At 37.9% G+C, this 18,915-nt stretch carries 16 protein-coding genes; 14 read left to right on the plus strand and 2 right to left on the minus strand.

The features are described from left to right. Positions 1 to 10 precede the first annotated feature (10 nt). The 6 genes from JOD18_RS07105 to JOD18_RS07130 all read left to right on the plus strand — a co-directional run bounded on the left by JOD18_RS07105 (position 11) and on the right by JOD18_RS07130 (position 6,426). Positions 11 to 1,189, plus strand: a complete 1,179-nt coding sequence (locus JOD18_RS07105) for a dihydrodipicolinate synthase family protein (RefSeq protein WP_204668248.1) — start codon at positions 11 to 13, stop codon at positions 1,187 to 1,189. Beyond that, positions 1,186 to 2,001, plus strand: a complete 816-nt coding sequence (locus JOD18_RS07110) for a sugar phosphate isomerase/epimerase family protein (protein ID WP_204668249.1) — start codon at positions 1,186 to 1,188, stop codon at positions 1,999 to 2,001. The genes JOD18_RS07105 and JOD18_RS07110 overlap by 4 nt, the downstream gene beginning before the upstream one ends. A gap of 773 nt (positions 2,002 to 2,774) precedes the next feature. Then, a complete protein-coding gene (locus tag JOD18_RS07115; RefSeq protein WP_204668250.1) occupies positions 2,775 to 3,668 on the plus strand; it encodes a helix-turn-helix transcriptional regulator in 894 nt (297 codons plus the stop codon). An 80-nt stretch (positions 3,669 to 3,748) separates the two neighbouring features. Continuing rightward, the gene (locus JOD18_RS07120; RefSeq protein ID WP_204668251.1) at positions 3,749 to 4,570 is read left to right on the plus strand and encodes an NAD(P)H-binding protein; all 822 of its coding nucleotides are present in this window, start codon (positions 3,749 to 3,751) and stop codon (positions 4,568 to 4,570) included. Between the two features lie 84 nt (positions 4,571 to 4,654). Then, positions 4,655 to 5,605, plus strand: a complete 951-nt coding sequence (locus tag JOD18_RS07125) for an ATP-binding cassette domain-containing protein (protein ID WP_204668252.1) — start codon at positions 4,655 to 4,657, stop codon at positions 5,603 to 5,605. Then, positions 5,602 to 6,426, plus strand: coding sequence for an ABC transporter permease (locus tag JOD18_RS07130; protein ID WP_204668253.1), 825 nt, complete (start codon positions 5,602 to 5,604; stop codon positions 6,424 to 6,426). The genes JOD18_RS07125 and JOD18_RS07130 overlap by 4 nt, the downstream gene beginning before the upstream one ends. Positions 6,427 to 6,636: 210 nt before the next feature. On the opposite strand, the gene JOD18_RS07135 is transcribed toward JOD18_RS07130, so the two are convergent. Further along, positions 6,637 to 7,185: a GNAT family N-acetyltransferase gene (locus tag JOD18_RS07135; RefSeq protein WP_239587973.1), complete on the minus strand. Its 549-nt coding sequence runs from the start codon at positions 7,183 to 7,185 to the stop codon at positions 6,637 to 6,639. Between the two features lie 699 nt (positions 7,186 to 7,884). Between JOD18_RS07135 and JOD18_RS07140 the strand changes: the two genes are divergently transcribed. From JOD18_RS07140 to JOD18_RS07170, 7 genes are all read left to right on the plus strand, one after another. Then, positions 7,885 to 9,180 carry an extracellular solute-binding protein gene (locus JOD18_RS07140; RefSeq protein ID WP_204668254.1) on the plus strand — a complete coding sequence of 432 codons (1,296 nt, stop codon included), beginning with the start codon at positions 7,885 to 7,887 and terminating at the stop codon, positions 9,178 to 9,180. 62 nt (positions 9,181 to 9,242) lie between these two features. After that, positions 9,243 to 10,109, plus strand: coding sequence for a carbohydrate ABC transporter permease (locus JOD18_RS07145; protein ID WP_204668255.1), 867 nt, complete (start codon positions 9,243 to 9,245; stop codon positions 10,107 to 10,109). Positions 10,110 to 10,137: 28 nt separating this feature from the next. Further along, positions 10,138 to 11,001 (plus strand): carbohydrate ABC transporter permease, encoded by an 864-nt coding sequence (locus tag JOD18_RS07150; protein WP_204668256.1) that lies wholly within the window; start codon positions 10,138 to 10,140, stop codon positions 10,999 to 11,001. A 52-nt stretch (positions 11,002 to 11,053) separates the two neighbouring features. After that, positions 11,054 to 12,127, plus strand: a complete 1,074-nt coding sequence (locus JOD18_RS07155) for a Gfo/Idh/MocA family protein (protein ID WP_204668257.1) — start codon at positions 11,054 to 11,056, stop codon at positions 12,125 to 12,127. 306 nt (positions 12,128 to 12,433) lie between these two features. Then, on the plus strand, positions 12,434 to 13,108 hold the full coding sequence (locus JOD18_RS07160) for a GntR family transcriptional regulator (protein WP_204668258.1): 675 nt from the start codon (positions 12,434 to 12,436) through the stop codon (positions 13,106 to 13,108). 60 nt (positions 13,109 to 13,168) lie between these two features. Continuing rightward, on the plus strand, positions 13,169 to 14,308 hold the full coding sequence (locus JOD18_RS07165; RefSeq protein WP_204668259.1) for a Gfo/Idh/MocA family protein: 1,140 nt from the start codon (positions 13,169 to 13,171) through the stop codon (positions 14,306 to 14,308). 549 nt (positions 14,309 to 14,857) lie between these two features. Beyond that, the gene (locus JOD18_RS07170; protein ID WP_239587974.1) at positions 14,858 to 15,340 is read left to right on the plus strand and encodes a hypothetical protein; all 483 of its coding nucleotides are present in this window, start codon (positions 14,858 to 14,860) and stop codon (positions 15,338 to 15,340) included. A gap of 315 nt (positions 15,341 to 15,655) precedes the next feature. Here the strand turns inward: JOD18_RS07170 and JOD18_RS07175 are convergent, their stop codons facing one another. Beyond that, the gene (locus JOD18_RS07175) at positions 15,656 to 16,831 is read right to left on the minus strand and encodes an ROK family transcriptional regulator (protein WP_204668260.1); all 1,176 of its coding nucleotides are present in this window, start codon (positions 16,829 to 16,831) and stop codon (positions 15,656 to 15,658) included. A gap of 420 nt (positions 16,832 to 17,251) precedes the next feature. Here JOD18_RS07175 and xylA point away from each other — a divergent pair, with 420 nt between their 5' ends. Continuing rightward, a complete protein-coding gene (gene xylA, locus JOD18_RS07180; protein WP_204668261.1) occupies positions 17,252 to 18,577 on the plus strand; it encodes a xylose isomerase in 1,326 nt (441 codons plus the stop codon). Positions 18,578 to 18,915 lie beyond the last annotated feature (338 nt).

Genomic DNA, 18,915 nt, shown 5'->3' on the forward strand with positions numbered 1-18,915 from the left:
GGTGGGCTAATTGACTAAGTTACTTTTACCAAATCAAGAGGGAAAACTATATTCCTACCAGCCAAGTGAATATACCCCATTTGATATTCCCAAAGACCAACCCTTTACCAAACGGACGGCTTATTCGGCAGCACATGTGGTTGCTGATCCATTAGCTAATATTGATCCTACATTAGAGGTAGCGATTGATTGGGATAAAACGATGGAATATCGTCATTACCTTTGGTCTCTAGGCCTTTCCGTTGCGGAGGCAATGGATACAGCACAGCGAGGAATGGGGCTTAATTGGGAAGGTGCAAAACAATTAATTTCCCGCTCTATTCAAGAGGCAAAATCAGTTGGCGGAAAGATGGCCAGCGGTGTTGGAACCGATCATCTTGAACCATCTTCACAAGTGACCTTGGAAGACGTAGAGCAGGCCTATGAGGAACAAGCTGCATTTGTAGAAGGAGAAGGCGGAAGAATTATATTAATGGCCAGCCGTGCATTAGCAGCCTGTGCAAATGGTCCTGAAGATTATCAACGCGTTTATAATAAAATTCTGCAAAATGTGTCCCAGCCGGTTATTCTTCATTGGCTTGGTGATATGTTTGACCCAGCATTAAAAGGATACTGGGGATTCGAAGATCTGGATAAGGCGATGGAGGTATGTCTGCAAATTATTCGTGATAATGAAGAAAAGGTAGACGGTATCAAGATCTCCCTGTTAGATGATCAGAAAGAAATCCAGATGCGCCGTCAATTGCCAGACAGTGTCCGCATGTATACAGGGGATGACTTTAATTATGCGGATTTAATCAAAGGTGATGACCAAGGTTACAGTCATGCCTTGCTAGGTATATTTGATGCAATAGCCCCGGCAGCAGCGGCAGCCATGCATGCATTAGATCAAGGTAATGAAGTGAAATATGATCAGCTGTTAGAGAAGACAGTACCATTATCCCGCCATATCTTCCAGGCGCCTACGTTCTCCTATAAGACTGGTGTTGTATTTATGGCTTATCTAAATGGCCATCAGGATCATTTCCGCATGGTCGGAGGAAAGGAAAGTGCCCGATCTATTACACACTTGTCGGAGCTATTTGTCTTAGCGGACCAAGCAGGCTTATTGCGCGATCCGGAGTTAGCTACTGACCGGATGGCTAAAGTTCTTGCATTATCTGGAATTAAGCAGGAGGTAACGGTATGACAGCAGATGTAAAGCGATTAAGTCTCAATCAAATCACTACCGATCAATGGAATTTGCAGCAGGCTGTTGAGGGCTGTCTGCGGAATAATATCGGCTGGATTGCGGTGTGGCGCCATAAAATAGAAGAGATTGGATTAAAACAAGCAAAAAAACTAATTCATGACTCTGGCTTACAAGTATCTAGCATTTGCCGCGGGGGGATGTTCCCTGCAGCAACTGCTAAAGAACGGTCATTAAGAATTGATGATAATAAACGAGCGATTGAAGAAGCAGCTGAATTAGGGACAGATACACTAGTTCTTGTTTGCGGTCCAAGTGCGGACAGAGATATTGACAATGCTCGTGCACAAGTAGCGGATGGCATCGATCAATTAGTACCCTATGCCAAAGAATATGGTGTAAAGCTGGCAGTAGAACCATTACACCCGATGTTTGCGGCTGATCGATCGGTGATTAATACATTAGATCAAGCTACTACAATTGCAGAGCAGTATGATCCCACAGAAGTTGGGGTAATTGTTGACGTGTATCATGTCTGGTGGGATCCTAATCTTTATCCAGCTATTGAACGTGCGAAGGGGAGAGTTCTTGGTTTCCATGTCTCAGACTGGAAAGTACCAATGCCTGACATGTTTAAAGGCCGCGCTATGATGGGAGCTGGTGTGATTGAAATCAACCGAATGCGCCAAGCCGTAGAACAAACGGGTTACCACGGTCCAATAGAGGTAGAGATTATTAATCAATCACTTTGGGATCGTGAGGGTGATGAAGTATTAACAGAGATCAAGCAGCGTTTTATGGAACATGTCTAAGTTTTTTATCCGTATTTATCGACAAAGTATTGATAACCAAAAAAACAAAGGCGAAGAAATGAAGATCGTCTATAATGTTACTGCGTTTGATTTTAGTAAAACCAGTAAGCAAAAAAAGAAGATAAAACAGGAAAGTTGGCGTCGTTTAATACCATGCCAACTTTCACATACATATTTTTTCCTTCATAAGGGCAATGGGTGTTTTTGCTTTATCACAATGCTAATTGTCAGCAAGATCAAAACATTTACGATCGTTCTTTTCACTTTTCCTCATTCGTATATTTCCCCATGGTTAACATTTACGGAAATTCAGTTTCTGCTATCCAGCTAACCCTTTCTGCAATTTATCAAATATGACTTTAAAATCTTTCTATATATATCCTGCTCATACTCACCAGATAATGGAACTAATCGGTTATTCCTTATTTTTCTAAGCTGTTATCCTCATACAGACTTTTCTAGTTCAGTGATACGCTTTTTCGTTTGTAATAGCGTGTCTTGTATTCTGGATACCTCTTTTTCCTTTTCAGACATACCTAGTTTAGATACTTCTTCACAAATTCATTTTCCTATGCAAAGAATAATTCTTTACCAGTCATGGAAGAAGTTATATGTTTTATCAAAAGATTTTTTAATCCTGACACACTAGATGTCAGGTTGGGTGCGTTATTCTTAAATTAGCTGAAATGAAAGGAGTTGGATACAATGAATCATATGATTTAATAAAATACGAATAGATAACAGATAAGTCTATTGACAAGGAGAGAAAAAAGATGAAACTGGATCGCTTGCTGGGTATTACGATGGAATTATTGACGAAAAAAAGAGTAACGGCTACGGAATTGGCTTCGAGGTTCGAGGTCTCCATTCGAACAATCTATCGTGATATTGAATTAATTAATCAATCTGGTATTCCAATTGCCTCTTTCTCTGGGACAGATGGCGGCTTTGAGATAATGAAGGGTTTTTTCTTATCCAAGCAGCACTTCTCTATTGACGACTTTTCTGTTATCTACAGCCTCTTAGAGGGGATGGAAGGCGCTGTCGGCGGAACGACATTTACATCTTTAGTCAATAAGCTTAGCAGTTTGCAGCCTGCATTGTTGGATGAAGGGCTTAAGAAAAAAATTGTTTTCGATACAAGCACTTCAGAAGAAGAGAAAGAGGTTCTCCCTCTCTTATTAGAAGCAATTGATCAATCAAGAAGAGTTGGATTCACTTATATAAATGCCTATGGACAAGTATCAGAGCGGAAAATTGAACCTTTAAATCTTTTATGGGAAGGAGGAACTTGGTATCTGGAAGGTTATTGTTTATTACGAAAAGCCAATCGTTATTTCCGCATTTCAAGGATCACCAATCTCGACTTATTAGAAGAAACATTCATCCCGGGAGCAAAAACTATATCTTCGATTGATAAACAAGCAGGCGGTATCAATGTTCATCTCCGTTTTGATTTGACCGCACAGCCGAGAGTTTTTGAACAATTTCCAGGAGAATGCACATATTACGGGAATTTTGTTGATGTAAAAACGGTTTTCTATTCAAATGAGTATGCTCTTTCTGTCATTTTAAGCTATGGCACTAAGGTTGAAATTCTTTCCCCAGATGGCTTAAAGCAAGATTTAATTGAAAAAATAAATGAGATTCGAAAGATGTATTTTTGACAAAATATCTGTTTAATCTTAAGTAACATTACAATGATATTCCACTTAGCAAATTAAACAAAACAAAGGAGCATGTATAAATGACAATTTTAGTGACAGGTGCTACAGGAACAGTAGGAAGACATGTGGTCGAACAACTTGTTAATAAAGATGTACAAGTAAGAGCGTTATCGCGCGACCCCAAAAGAGCTAATCTGCCAGAAGGTGTAGAGGTAGCAGCAGGAGATCTTATGTCCCCTGAAACGTTGATACCAGCGTTCCAAGATGTTACTGCATTATATTTAATTGCTTCCAGTGATCAGGCCGAAACGACGTTGGAAACCAATCCTCAGATCATTGATTTGGCAGAAAAGGCAGGGGTACAAAGAGTATCATTATTGACGGTGTACGGTGATGGTCCAGTGGAACAGGCAATTAAAAACAGTCGTCTTGATTGGACATTCGTGCAACCGGTCGGATTTATGGCAAATGCGATTGATGACTGGCAGGAATCGATTCGAAATGAAGGGGTCGTTCGTAAACTTGGAGGCGATACACGAGGGGCCATTATCCATGAAGCTGACATTGCAGCAGTTTTTGTCGAAACACTCCTTGAGAAAGGCCATCACGGAAACTTTTATACACTCACTGGCCCAGAAGCCCTCTCTACCATTGAACAAGTGGAGATCATTAGTAAAGCCATTGGTAAAGATATTAAATTTGAAGAATTAACGGAAGAAGAAGCGCGAAGTGCGTGGCAAGAGAAGGGGCACAATGAGGAAAGTATTGATTTTATGGTTCAAATGAGTAAAAACCCGCCTGAGATCGGTTATACTGTTTTACCAACGGTCGAAGAAATAACAGGACATCCGGCAAAAACATTTGCTGAATGGGTGTCTGAACATAAAAGCGATCTTATGTAATAGATCCTATTTCAATATGCCCTGGGTTATCTGCCAGGACATTCTTAAAAAATTCATATAAAAGACGAGAAGGAGCCCGCCAAAATGCAATATGCAATAAAGGTGAATAACCTAAAAAAATCGTATAATGAAAATCAGGTGGTGAAGGGTATCAATTTGCAAGTAAAAAAAGGTGAGCTATTTGCCCTTCTCGGCCCAAACGGTGCCGGAAAAACAACCACCATCCACATGCTCTCGACTCTCCTGAAACCGGATGGAGGAACTGTGTTGATTGGAGGAGTAGATGTTGTCAAAAATGCCAAAGACGTTCGAAAAAAAATAAGTCTTACAGGACAGTTTGCTGCCCTAGATGAAGGGTTGTCAGGTTTACAAAATTTAATGTTGATTGCCAAACTTCATGGCTACTCCAATAAACAAGCTCGTTCAATAGCCAATACATTGACTCAATCCTTCGATCTATTTGAGGCCAGGAACCGTATGGTAGCAAATTATTCCGGGGGCATGCGGCGTCGATTGGACATTGCAGCAAGTATTGTCACACAACCGGATCTTATTTTTCTTGATGAGCCATCAACGGGACTAGATCCCCAGAGTCGAATTCAAGTTTGGGAAGTAATCCGCTCGCTTCTAAAATTGGGTACGACTGTATTGTTAACCACTCAATATTTAGAAGAGGCTGATCAGTTGGCTGATCAAATCGCTGTCATTAATAAGGGTACAATCATTGCAGAAGGGACACCAAACGAACTGAAAGCTTCGGTTGGTGAAAAGACCCTATCGTTTCGGTTAACAAAACCGTATGAACATAAAAAGATTTGTAGCATTTTAGCCGATCAACACGCTTTAAGTGTATTTGAAGATGATGATCCCCTTGTTTTCAAGATACCCGTAATAGAAACAAGACTTGCCAACGACGCGATTCATACACTTTTAGTCAATGAGGTTCCCCTTGATGAATTTGCATTGGGTGAACCAAGTCTGGACGAGGTGTTCCTAGCTTTAACAGAATCGAAACACGAGGAGGTTGTTCGATGAACATAACAAAGAATTTAAGCGAATCATTGTTCACCTGGGATTCATCACCAAAAAGTACAGGTGCCTTAAAGGCTACACGAACCTTTATATGGAGAACTGTACAAAACACAAAGAATAACCTCTTCGGATATGTTTTTGAAGCCGTCCTGAGCCCTGTGATTATGCTGCTTATCTTTAGTTATTTGTTTGGTGGAGCCATTGCAGGATCAACTAATGAGTATATTCAATTCCTTTTGCCAGGAATCCTTATTTTGACTGTCGTTCCCTTAACTGTCTACAGTGGAACAACCATATGTCTGGATATAACAAAAGGTGTTTTTAATCGGTTTCGAACCATGCCTTTTTGGCAGCCGGCAGCCATATTCGGGCCATTAATTACTGATGGACTAAGATATACCATTGCATTACTTTCTGCATTGGCTATAGGATTTCTACTGGGATTTCGTCCGGAAGGCGGCCTATTGGGAACAGTACTGGCCATATTATTTATTATTTTCTTCGCATTTAGCGTGAGTTGGATTATTTCGAGCATCGGTGTCATTGCCAAACGTCCAGAATCCGTATCGGGGTCGAGTATGATGCTTATTTATCCACTTATGTTTGCTAGTAATATTTTGGTAGATTCCGCTACGATGCCAAAATGGATTCAAGTTATCGTTGAACTGAACCCGATCAGTATTGTAACCTCTGCTGTGAGGGGATTAATGTCTGGAACTGCTACTACTGCTGAAATCTTAGGAGGTATAGCCATATGCCTATTTTTTATCTTTGTTTTTGCACCGATAACCATTTATCTTTATCTCTCCAAGAACAATAGGTGAGCAAATTAGACTGGACTGAGCAAAAGCTTTTGAAATTGTAATGGAAGCTGCTCAGTCAATCGTTTCAAAAGGTAGTTTTTTAACAATGAATGCCGATATACGCAATCAAGGTGAAAAGGATGCTATTCGGCAGGAGTATAAGTATGTAACGTCATTTTTTCGGTATAACAAATAGCAAGTCTATTTATACTCAACAGCCCCATTGAACAGCTAGGGGGTTGCACTATTTTTTTCACCTAGAAATTCATCTTTTCGAATGGAGAAACCAAAATGCGGCATATCTACTCCATAATAATGCCGAATATCTCTTCCTCGCACCTTCATCCCATTTTTTATCGCCACATTCATAGAAGCAATATTACTATCACGTATGATGGAATAGACTTCTTTACAACCTAATTGAAGAAATGCATATCTTTTAGCAGCCTGAGCAGCTTCAATCGCATAACCTTGGTGCCAGCAATCCTGCCGCAGCAGGTAGCCAATTTCAAGCACGGATTCCCCTTGAAAATGTTGATAAGTCAAGCCACATTGTCCAATCATGTCACTGGTTTCTTTAAGAATCAACGCCCAAAGTCCATGACCATCTTGTTTGTATCTATCCAATTGATTGTGAAGCCAGGACAGTACTTCCTCATCATTAAATGCATGTTCATAGGCATGCATAACTTCAGGATCTTGCAAAATATCAGCTAGCCTTTGATAGTCAGAGTGATCCATTTCCCTAGTATAGAGACGTTCGGTTTCAAAGATTATCATAATTTGCCCCTCTCTATTAAATCTTATCATAAGATAAAAACGAATTGTTTCCTTTGTTTTGGAAAATAAGAATATTGTGACAAGGTACAGTATACAGTAAATCATAGCATAGAGGAGGTGTTGAGCAATATATGATCTGTTGTCAAGATAGAACTTGTCTGTTCAACATGACTATAATACTAAAAAAAGGAATCTATTTCTTTACTCAATTTACTGGAACTCAAATCAAGATGGATTGTTAAACAAAAGGAGGGACAGGAGCCATTTATGGATCTGTCCCTCTTCTTGTTTAACAAACATACTCCATCTCTATACGTATGAATTGGTTTATGGGTTTATGATCCGACAACTATCTTGTCTTTATATCTAAAATCAGGAATCATAAACAGCGCATAGATTTATTTGGCTATTACATTGTTTGAAGCGTTACCTAATGAAATTTTAAGTGAAAAAATATTGATTAATAAAATCTAGCATGTTAACATTCTAGTATACTAGTTTAACAAGTATATGAATGGATTTTTGAAAGCGTTTCTATTTAGGGGGTGTTAAAGTACATCAAGTGTTTATACCTTATTAATATTTGTGAGATCTCTACTAGTTAGAACTTATGATCAGTAAGTGCTGAAATTAATAAAGAGTAACACCACTTAATAAATGAGCTGGAAGTATTAAATCATATTGTTGGAGGGATGTACTGTGAGATATAAAAACAAGTTACTATTTTCATTTATGTTTCTATTGGCAATCGTTTTATTTGGCTGTCAACAAAATGATGGGAATGGTGGGTCTGAAGGCAATGTTTCACTTAGGGTTTTACATAGTTTTACTGGTTCCCAGCCCCAGGCTCCTGTTATAGAACCAGCTATTGAAGCATTCGATCAAACACATGACGATATCAGTTTAAATATTCAAACAGCCCCGGGTAATGACATTTTGGATCAATTAAGAACAGAGATGGCTGCTCAAGATCCACCAGATGTTTTTACTCATTGGGGAATGAGGAGAACAGAAAATTATATAAAAAATGGGATTATTCCTGATATTACTGAATTAATTGAAGAAGATGAAGAATTAGAAGGTTTATATATTGATGGAGCATTTGACCCTGTTACCTACCAAGGGGGCATTTATGGTTTACCCTTTCAAGGATATAGCTACTATTTGATGATAAATAAAGATTTGTTTGAAGAGCATAATGTGGAAATACCTACAACGTATGATGAGCTCAAAGAGGCAGTTGTACAGTTTAATGAAGCAGGTTTAATTCCATTTGCTGCAAATAATCATAGTGTCAGATATATGATGTTAACATGGTTTGCCCAGAAACAAACAGTAGAAGAATTAAGAGCCTATGCTACAGCAGAGGAAGAATTTGGCGAAGATTTATTAGAAGCAGCTGAAAAAGTACAAGAATTAGCTGCGTTAGGTGCATTTCCAGATGGGTATATGAGCTTAGAGACAGCGCAATCTTTAGAGATATTTCATGCAGAACAGTCTCCTATGTTTTATCAGCATAGTTGGACAGTGGGATCGATTGATGAGGAATTACTCGATACTTATGAAGTTATTCCATTTCCATTAGGCGATGAAGCATCAGAACCAACTGTGTTAGCCGGTACAGGCCATTTTGTTTATATGAGTCAAGAGGCATTCGATGACCCAGAAAAACGTGAGGCTGCTTGGGAATTAATGAAAACGATTGCTGGACCAGATGTAGCGAAAGAGTTTATTGAGGATATTTCAAATAATACAGCACTAAATGTAGACTATGATGAATCTAAACTTAATCCGATATTTAAACAAGTCTTAGATGAAATGAATAATGCAGAGAAATTATTGCCTTCCTATGAAGAAGATCTGTTTGCTTCTGCAGTAGAGGGAGAATACTGGCCGTTAACTGATGCCCTGTTATTAGGTGATATAACTCCTCAACAGTATGTAGATCAAATGAATGAATTAATAGCGGAAAATCCAAACATGCAATTTGATTAAATAAAAAGGACAGAAGTAGACAATACTGCTTTTACTTCTGTTCAAACAAAGAGGTGGTTGATTTGGTTCGCCAAAAAACACTGGCAATCATTTGTTTCACATTGCCTACTTTAGCTTTCTATATATACTTTTTTCTAACTCCCGTGTTTGATACTGTGTACAATAGCTTATTTGAATGGGATGGAATATCAGACAAATTATTTTTATTTTTGGGGAATTATCTAGAATTACTGCAAGATCCAATTTTTTATAAAGCATTAGGAAATACATTTTACTGGGTTCTGTTGGTTATTATACTTCAGATTCCGCTTGGTTTCTTCTTAGCTTACTTTATTTATCAAAAAGTAAAAGCATTTAAATTACTTAGAACGGTGTATTTCATTCCTGTTATTGCTTCAGCAGTTGCTGTTTCCCTTGCTTTTTCATTTATATATGAAGCGCAATTTGGAATCCTTAATAGTTTTTTAAAGCTGATTGGTTTGGAACAATATACCACAGCATGGTTACAAGATCCAAACACTGCAATGACAGCAGTCTCTTTACCGTTTGTATGGAATTATGTAGGTTTAATGATGGTCGTATTATATTCTGGGTTGCAATCTGTTCCAGACGAATTGATTGAAGCTTCTGAAATAGATGGAGTGAATGCACTGCAAAAAATATGGTATGTGATTTTACCTTCTTTACGAAATGTTTTAGTAATTTGTCTAGTTCTAGGAATCTCTTATGCGTTTAAACAATTTGATTATGTTTTGTTACTAACAAACGGTGGTCCTGTCCATCTAACGGAGGTTACCGGAACTTATATGTACAAACAAGGTTTTAGTGAAGCCAGATATGGTTATGGAAATGCAATTGCGATTACCATGATGTTTATTGTTATTGTGTTTACTCTAATCATCAATAAAGTTTTACAGCCAAAAGACTAGTTTCTTTAACGGAAGGAGGTAACTATTTATGCCAAGAAATACTAATAAACTTTCTAGAAAGTTTCAAGCCAAAAATGGAATTGCGGCAATTTTTAAGTATATATTTATTTGGGGATATTTTGCATTAACATTCGGGCTATTTATTTGGCTGTTGATGACTTCTTTTAAAACAAACAGAGAAATATTCTCAAGCCCTTTTGGGTTACCTGAATCGGTTAATTTTGATAATTATATAGTAGGGCTGTTTGACGCTAATTTGACGCTCTTTATGGGTAATAGCTTTATAGTTGCTGTTTCAACGGTTGTATTGTGTTTTATATTAGGTTCAACAGTCTCTTATGCTATATCCCGTTTTACTTTTAAAGGGAATGCTTTTATATATTTGCTGTTTGTAATAGGCTTGACGATTCCTTTACAATCCTTAATTTTTCCAATGTTTTTTAAAATGCATTCATTGGGGTTAAGGGATACTTTGTTTGGCATTATTCTAGTATATACAGCACTTAATCTGCCAAAAACCGTTTTTCTGCTGGTAGGGTTTATGAAAGGAATACCTAAAGAGATGGAAGAGGCAGCAATCATTGATGGTTGCAATTATTGGAATATATTCACAAAAGTGCTTATTCCAATGAGTAGACCAGCGTTAGCTACAGCAGGGATTTTGGTGTTTATTGCTGCATGGAATGAATATATATTTGCAACAGTATTGTTATCCTCAGATGCTACTAGTACATTGCCATTAGGACTAGCTAGTTTCCAAACTTCCTATACAAATGACTATGGTTTGATAGCAGCAGGGGTCATTATATCAATTATTCCAGTTCTCATTGCATATATGCTATTCCAAGAACAAATCATCAAAGGAATGGCTTCTGGAGCAGTCAAAGGTTAATAAACAAGAAGGCTAGATTGAAAAGTGAAATAGACGCATGGAGGTAATGATAATGAATAAAAAAGATGGAATGAATTATGCACCAACCGGAAGGAGTAAAAAAGTGGTGGAAAATGGAGAATTCCAGATAGCAGCAATTGGTCTTGACCATGGACATATTTATGGTATGTGTAATGGGTTAATAGAAGCTGGAGCTAAATTAATGTATGTTTACGATTCAGATCCAGAAAAAGTGAATGCTTTTTGTGAAAGATATCCAGATGTAGTACCAGTGGACAGTGAAGAAGAGATATATAATAAGGATTCAATCGATTTAATTGCATGTGCCAGTATCCCGATAGATAGATTTGAAGTTGGAAAAAAGGCATTGAGCAGTGGTAAACATTTTTTTTCAGATAAGCCCGGCTTTATCAAACTGGAGCATGTTCAACAAGCGCGTGAGCTAGTGAGCAGAACTGGTTTAAAATGGGGTATTTATTATAGTGAACGTTTGCATGTAGAGAGTGCTATGTATGCGGGTGAGTTAGTGAAACAAGGTGCTATTGGGAGAGTTGTGCAAGTAATAGGTACGGGACCACATCGTCTGAATGCTTCTGCTCGTCCAGATTGGTTTTTTAAACCAGACTATTTTGGAGGTATCTTATGTGATATTGGCAGTCATCAAATTGAGCAGTTTTTGCATTATACTGGAGCAACAGATGCTCAAGTATTACACAGTAAAGTTGCAAATTATAACAACAAACAATATTCGGATTTTCAGGACTTTGGCGATGCCACTCTATTAGCAGATAATGGAGCAACCTTTTATTTTCGTGTTGACTGGTTTACACCAGATGGTCTTCAAACATGGGGAGACGGGAGAGCATTTATATTAGGTACAGAAGGCTATATTGAAATTAGAAAATATATTGATATAGCTAATAACAGTACGTCAGACCATCTTTATTTGGTGAACAATGAGAAAGAAGAGCATTTTGGATTAAAGGGACAAGTGGGTTTTGCATTTTTTGGCGAGTTTATCCTAGATTGTCTGCATAACACAGAAAAATCTATGACTCAGGAACATATCTTTAGGGTGGCAGAACTTAGTATTGAAACACAGGAAAAAGCTGTAAAAGTCGAATGATAAGGCATGGGGGAAATAGTTAATTCAATAGCTGTTTATCCTGTTGCAATTATCCGTAAGCTTTTCACTTCAAAGGTTTGTGAGATGTCAAAGAAATAATCTGGAGGGAGACACTCCGATAAGTCTCACATTTTTCAGGTAAAGAGAAAATAAGTATAAAGTAAAAAAAATGACTAATATTCCTTTTTCCAAAATACTGTGTATTTTTAACCATTTATTATTTGATATATACTTAAGTATAAATGGTTAGATGTGAAGGCCATATATTTTTACAAATAACAGTTTTAGTGGAAAAGGAGCGTTAAAATGATTAGTAAAAACATAAGAGGTTCTTCAAGAGATCATGTCTATAATAGTATTCGAACACAGATTATGGCTGGAGCAATCCCACCTGGAGAAAAGTTGTCTGAAAAAGAAATCTCTGAGCAGTTTAATGTCAGCCGAACACCAGTGAGAGAGGCATTTCTCAAATTAAGTCAAGAGGAACTATTGAATATCTATCCCCAAATTGGGTCAATTGTAAGTAAGATTGATTTAAAATTAGTAGAGGAAGGGAGATTTGTCCGAAAAAATATTGAAAAAGCTGTAATTAAAGAGGTTGCTGAAGTCATTAATCAAGAAGACTTACTACAATTGGAAACGAACTTGACATTGCAAAACTTTTCTTTGGAAAAGGGTTCATATCAGCGTTTATTTGAGTTAGACAATGAATTTCATCAATTATTATACTCCGCCTGCAAAAAGCAGCGTACTTGGGCAATGGTTCAGCAAATGAATATCCAATTCGATCGCCTTCGATTATTGCGTTTATCTGTAAATCATGATTGGGGTATCGTCGTTAGTCAGCATCATAATATCTATCAAGCAATTGTTGATAAAGAACCCATTTTGGCAGAACAAGCAGCTATTGAACACTTGAATTTAGTGGAATTCGAAATCAATCAATTACTAGAAGATCATCCGAATTTCTTTATGGTGTAAATGAAGATTGCGATATGTGAAAAAGGTCCATTATTAATTCATTTAAAGGAGAGATTTTATATGTTAAAAGTAGCGGTCATCGGTACAGGAGCTATTTGCAGTGCACATATTCAAGGGTACTTAACTTTTCCAGACAAGTGTCAAATTGTCGCATTGTGTGATATTTATCCGGAGAAGGCTGAGAGGATAAACGAGGAGTTCTCGTTACAGGCAGCTGTTTATAATGATGCAAAGACATTATTAGAGAAGGAGGATGTGAATTTAATTTCGGTATGTACTCCACCATATACACATGCAGGATTAGCAATAGATTGTTTGGATGCAGGTAAGCATGTATTAGTTGAAAAACCGATGGCCTCCTCCTTAGAAGAATGTGATGCCATGAATGAAGCACAGCAGCGGAATAATAAAATCTTATCTGTTGTAGCGCAGAATCGATTTACAACACCGATGATGAAAGTGAAACAAATTTTAGAACAAGACATGATCGGAACCGTATTACATACACAGGTTGATTCCTTTTGGTGGAGAGGACACAGTTATTATGATCTATGGTGGCGTGGAACATGGGAGAAAGAAGGTGGCGGCTGTACATTAAATCATGCTGTTCACCATATAGATATCTTTCAATGGATGCAAGGGATGCCAGATGAAATTACTGCGGTTACAAGTAATACGGCACATGATAATGCAGAAGTCGAAGATATCTCAATAGCTATTGGCCGCTACCCGAATGGAAGTTTAGCCCAGATTACTAGTTCTGTAGTTCATCATGGAGAAGAGCAGCAATTAGTTTTTCAAGGGGAGAAGGCGCGTATTTCTGTTCCATGGAAAATAAAGGCCTCTCTTTCCCAAGAGAATGGCTTTCCAGAAGCTAATCAGTCGTTAGAAGATCAACTGATGGAAGCCTATAACACGCAGCCATCACTTACCTATGAAGGCCATACAGGTCAAATTCAAGATGTAATCGAGTCGATTCAGCAAAATAAACAAGTCTTGGTGGATGGTATTCAAGGTCGACAAACATTAGAATTAATTACAGCCATTTATGAATCCGCCAATTATCAGCGGACTGTTAAATTACCTTTAACAAAGGAGAGTCCTTTCTATACACGCAAAGGTATCTTAAAGAACGCCAAACATTTTTATGAAAAAGGCAAGTCTATTGAAAACTTCAAAAATAATCAAATTACCACCTAAATATTAGAATAAAACTAGCCGTCCATATGCCGCCACTGATGGCTGTTTCGCTCTATCATTTAATATGTCGTCTGATCTCCAGTTGTGATGGCAGGCAAAGACGGTTAGTCATGCAGTAAGCAAGAACGAACCGGTTGTTAGTGCTGGTTCGTTCTTAGTTTTAGACACATGTAAAATTGAATGAGAAATAAGTCAAAAAAATTGTTGAGACAAAAAAAGACACCCTATTCATCAATAGGGTGCAAAGGGGGACAATCTATTTTGAATCAAAATACTGTACATCTTGTTTATATGAGGGAATCATATAAACAAAGTGTGTACACAACAACTATTATTGTAACCGATTTCATTATATTAAATAAGGAAAGCGATTTCAATAGGTAAAAAGGACTATTTATTTTAAATTAAGACTGATAAAAATACTAATCCTTGAATACAGTAGAAGAGAGACATTTTCGTTTTCTAGAAGAATATTTAAAGGGAAGCTAATGAATGGCATGGTTTTAAACTATTCATTAAAGAAAGTCTCACTTTATTTGGGTGATAATATTGAATAAACGATTATTTATGCAAAGGTATCGAAACCTGGTTCTGCTTGCCGGCTTATTTCTGTTTGTACTTTGTTTAGGTATTAGTCTGTTTGTGTTTATTACGTCTTTTTTCTCTGATCAACGTCAAGCAGTAAAGGCAGCAGAAGCTTTTTATCAATATGAGCAGCAAGCAGACTTCGGAAATTCGTGGGAATTATTTCATTCTTCCATGAAAGAACGATTTAGTAAAGGGGATTATATTCAAGATCGATCTCATGTGTTTCTACAGCACTTTGGTGTGGATACTTTTCAGTATCAGTTTAGTGAAGCGGAAAAGCTGACAAACTACCAAGTGACAGAAGACATCATTTATGAAGAAGTTTATCGTTTGATGGTAACCCATATATATGACAGTAAGTATGGCTACCTTGAAATTAGGCAGCCAGTGATCATGGTACCAGAAAAGGAGAAATGGAAGGTGTTATGGGAGTACGATAATTAACTCAACTTTCGCACATATAAATAGACACGACACCCTGCTATCATTGCATAATCCTGTTACTCTTGCCTTGTCATTATTTTGACTCAATAAACGTACGGCAATTCGCTCCGGTCAGCCACTCCGTTTTTCGAGGTGCAAAAGTTGAGTAATTAAGTAAAAAAGCAAACGAACGATGAAGTAACCGCTAGTTTGCTTCAGCTGTCTTCTTGGCTTGCAGATAAAAAATCAGTTGAGGAAGCCAGCAGATGAAACAGCCAGTTTCCTCAACCATGGAGAGGTGGTCTCCGACAAACGAAAATCTCACAGTAGAGGAGGCTAAGGATGGATAAGTGCCTGTTCTGTAGAGTGAAAGAAATTTTCAATGGTGAAGGCTGTCATCCCCAACACTGTTGAGTAATCAGCTAGTTTTGCTACATTAAGGTCAACATCATGTTTGTTAAAACCAATCGCATTTTGCTCAATTCGTTTGTGAATGCTAGGTAGCATAAATGGCATCGCTTGTTGAAGCGTATTACCAATAATGACTTGTTCCGGGTTAAAGATATGAATACAATTGGTTATGCCAACTCCCAAGTAATCACCAATTTCTTCAAATAGATGTAGCACATCTGTATGTCCTTGACTGGCGGCCTGTACTAACTGATTAACCGTAGCTTCAGGAAAACCTATTTCTTTTGCTTGATCTAGCAGAGCCTGTTCAGAAGCGTATAATTCCCAACAACCTTGATTACCACAGCGGCATTGTTCGCCATCTTTGTTAATCGTCATATGCCCTAATTCACCAGAAAAGCCGCGCAGGCCTTTATAGAGTTTGCCGTTTAAAATCAAACCAACACCGATACCAATACCAGCACTGACATAAATGATCTCATTGGCAAGTTTTCCAGCCCCATAAATTTTTTCTCCATAAGCACCGGCATTTGCTTCATTTTCGATGATAATAGGTAATTGATAGCGTTCCGATAATAATTGTTTAAGCGGAATTTGCTTCCACTTTAAATTGGGGGCAAGCAGTATGTCGCCCTCATTTGTTACAACGCCTGGAACACCGACTCCTATCCCGACAATACCATATGGTGAGGGTGGAGCCTGCTCTTTTAAATGATCGATGGCAGCAAATAGTAAGGCAAGTACAGAATCGACATCTTTTGTTTGAAAAGGTAATTTCTTTTCCGCAATCAAATCGCCTTGCAAGTCGGTTAATACAGCAATCATATGATTGACCTCTAATCCGATGGAGATGGTAAAGCCAGCCTTTTCATTAGGTAATAACATAACGGGCCGTCTGCCACCGCTTGAAGCACCAATACCTGATTCATATATTAATTGTTCATCAATTAATTCACTAATTAGGGAAGAGACAGTCCCTTTATTTAGTCCTGTAACCTGTGCAATATTTGCTCTTGAAATCGGGGCGTGTTGTTGAACTGTTTGCAATACAAGAGATTTATTTTCTTTTTTTACTACGTGTTGATTCCATGTTTGACTCATTCAATTTTCACTTCTTTCTTTAAGAGGTTGTTCAAAAAGTTCAATAAAAATAACACATCGAATTTCTGCGTTGGCTTGCTTTTCCTTTCCTTGAAAAAGAAGATCACTTTTTCTGCGTGCAAGACCGTCTGCTCACGTATTAGAAGCATATGCTCCGCTACTCAAAGCTGCGTCGCCTTGAAACTTTCGACATACAGGATGTGCTAGTATCGGTGTTGCAACAGGACGTTGCGAACTTAACTGATGATCGCCCTTTTATCGCCCTTTTTGAACACGCACTTTTAAACGTCTACCTTCTTTATTTCATTTTAACATAGGAAGAAAATAAATACTACAATCTTTGTTTATTCACTAGACAAACTAATAATCAGTTGCTATACTTTAAATTAGAAATTAACAAAGATAGGGGAGATTTAAAAAATGACATGGTTTGCAAACGTAAACAAGATTAAATATGAAGGTCCACACTCGACCAATCCATTAGCATTTAAGTTTTACAATCCAGAAGAGAAAATAAATGGGCAGACAATGGAGGAGTTTTTGCGTTTTGGTGTAGCCTACTGGCATACCTTTACACAAGAACTTGTTGATCCGTTTGGGGATGGAACGGCAATTCGTAGCTGGAATAAATTCGATGGTATGGATAAGGCAAAGGCAAGAGTAGAGGCAGCATTTGAGTTATTTGAGAAACTAGGGGTTAAATATTTCTGTTTCCATGACGTAGATATTGCACCAGAGGGAGCAACACTACAGGAAAGTAATCAGAATTTGGATACCATTGTAGCAATGATCAAGGAATATATGAACACTAGTGATGTCAAACTGTTATGGAATACGGCAAATAATTTCACTAATCCGCGTTTTGTCCATGGGGCAGCTTCTTCCAGCAATGCAGATGTCTTTGCTTATGCTGCAGCAAAGGTAAAGAAGCAGCTTGAAATTGGTAAAGAATTGAATGGTGAGAGTTATGTATTCTGGGGCGGCCGTGAAGGGTATGAAACACTGTTAAATACAGACCTTGGATTAGAACAGGACAACTTGGCCCGTTTCTTCCAAATGGCAGTAGATTATGCTAAGGAAATTGATTTTGGCGCACAATTCTTAATTGAGCCGAAACCAAAAGAACCGACTACACATCAATATGATTTTGATGCACAATCTACACATGCCTTCTTGTTGAAGTATGGTTTGCAAGATTATTTTAAACTAAATATTGAAGCTAACCATGCAACACTTGCCGGGCACACTTTTGAACATGAACTTCGTTATGCACGAGTAAATGGTATTCTTGGTTCTGTTGATGCCAATCAAGGTGATCCATTAATTGGCTGGGATACCGATGAATTCCCGGCAGATATTTATGCTACTACATTAGCTATGTATGAAATTATCAAAAATGGCGGCTTAGGATCTGGCGGTTTGAACTTTGATGCAAAAGTAAGACGTGGTTCTTTTGAACAAGATGATTTATTCTATGCTCATATCGCTGGAATGGATGCCTTTGCAGCTGGTTATCGTATTGCTAACCAAATGGTAGAAGATCAAGTATTTGAGAAAATCATCGATGAGCGTTATGCTAGCTATAAAGAAGGTATTGGCAAAGATATTGTAGAGGGTAAAGCTGATTTCAAATCATTGGAACAACATGCCTTAAACTTAAAAGAAATTAAGAATACATCAGGACGGCTAGAGTTGATTAGGGCAACAATTAACCAATATTTATTGACATTGTATGCACAAAAATAAGCTGCAGAGCAGGAGCCGGTCAAAGACTTAGTTGAACTGTTTTCAACTAAGTCTTTCTAATAGTATAAGAAGGTAAAAAAAATGGGCGTGTAATTGCTCCAGAAATAGGCTCCGCGTTCCATGGGCTTGCGCTCAGCCTCCTCAGAAAAGAAGAGCTCTTCTTTTTCAAGTTAGCTGAAGCTATACCCGCGGAAAGCGATTTCTCGGAGCGGACATCCCACTTGGTTAAAAAGTAAAGGACCAAGTGTACTACTTGGTTTTTCTTATTGATGGACTGTAATATAATATTTGACAGATGCAAGGTCATGAAATAAAGTGACTCTGCTATGTAGAGAGGG

This window comes from Gracilibacillus alcaliphilus (genome assembly GCF_016909015.1).
In the GTDB taxonomy this organism is placed as follows: Bacteria; Bacillota; Bacilli; order Bacillales; family Amphibacillaceae; genus Gracilibacillus; species Gracilibacillus alcaliphilus.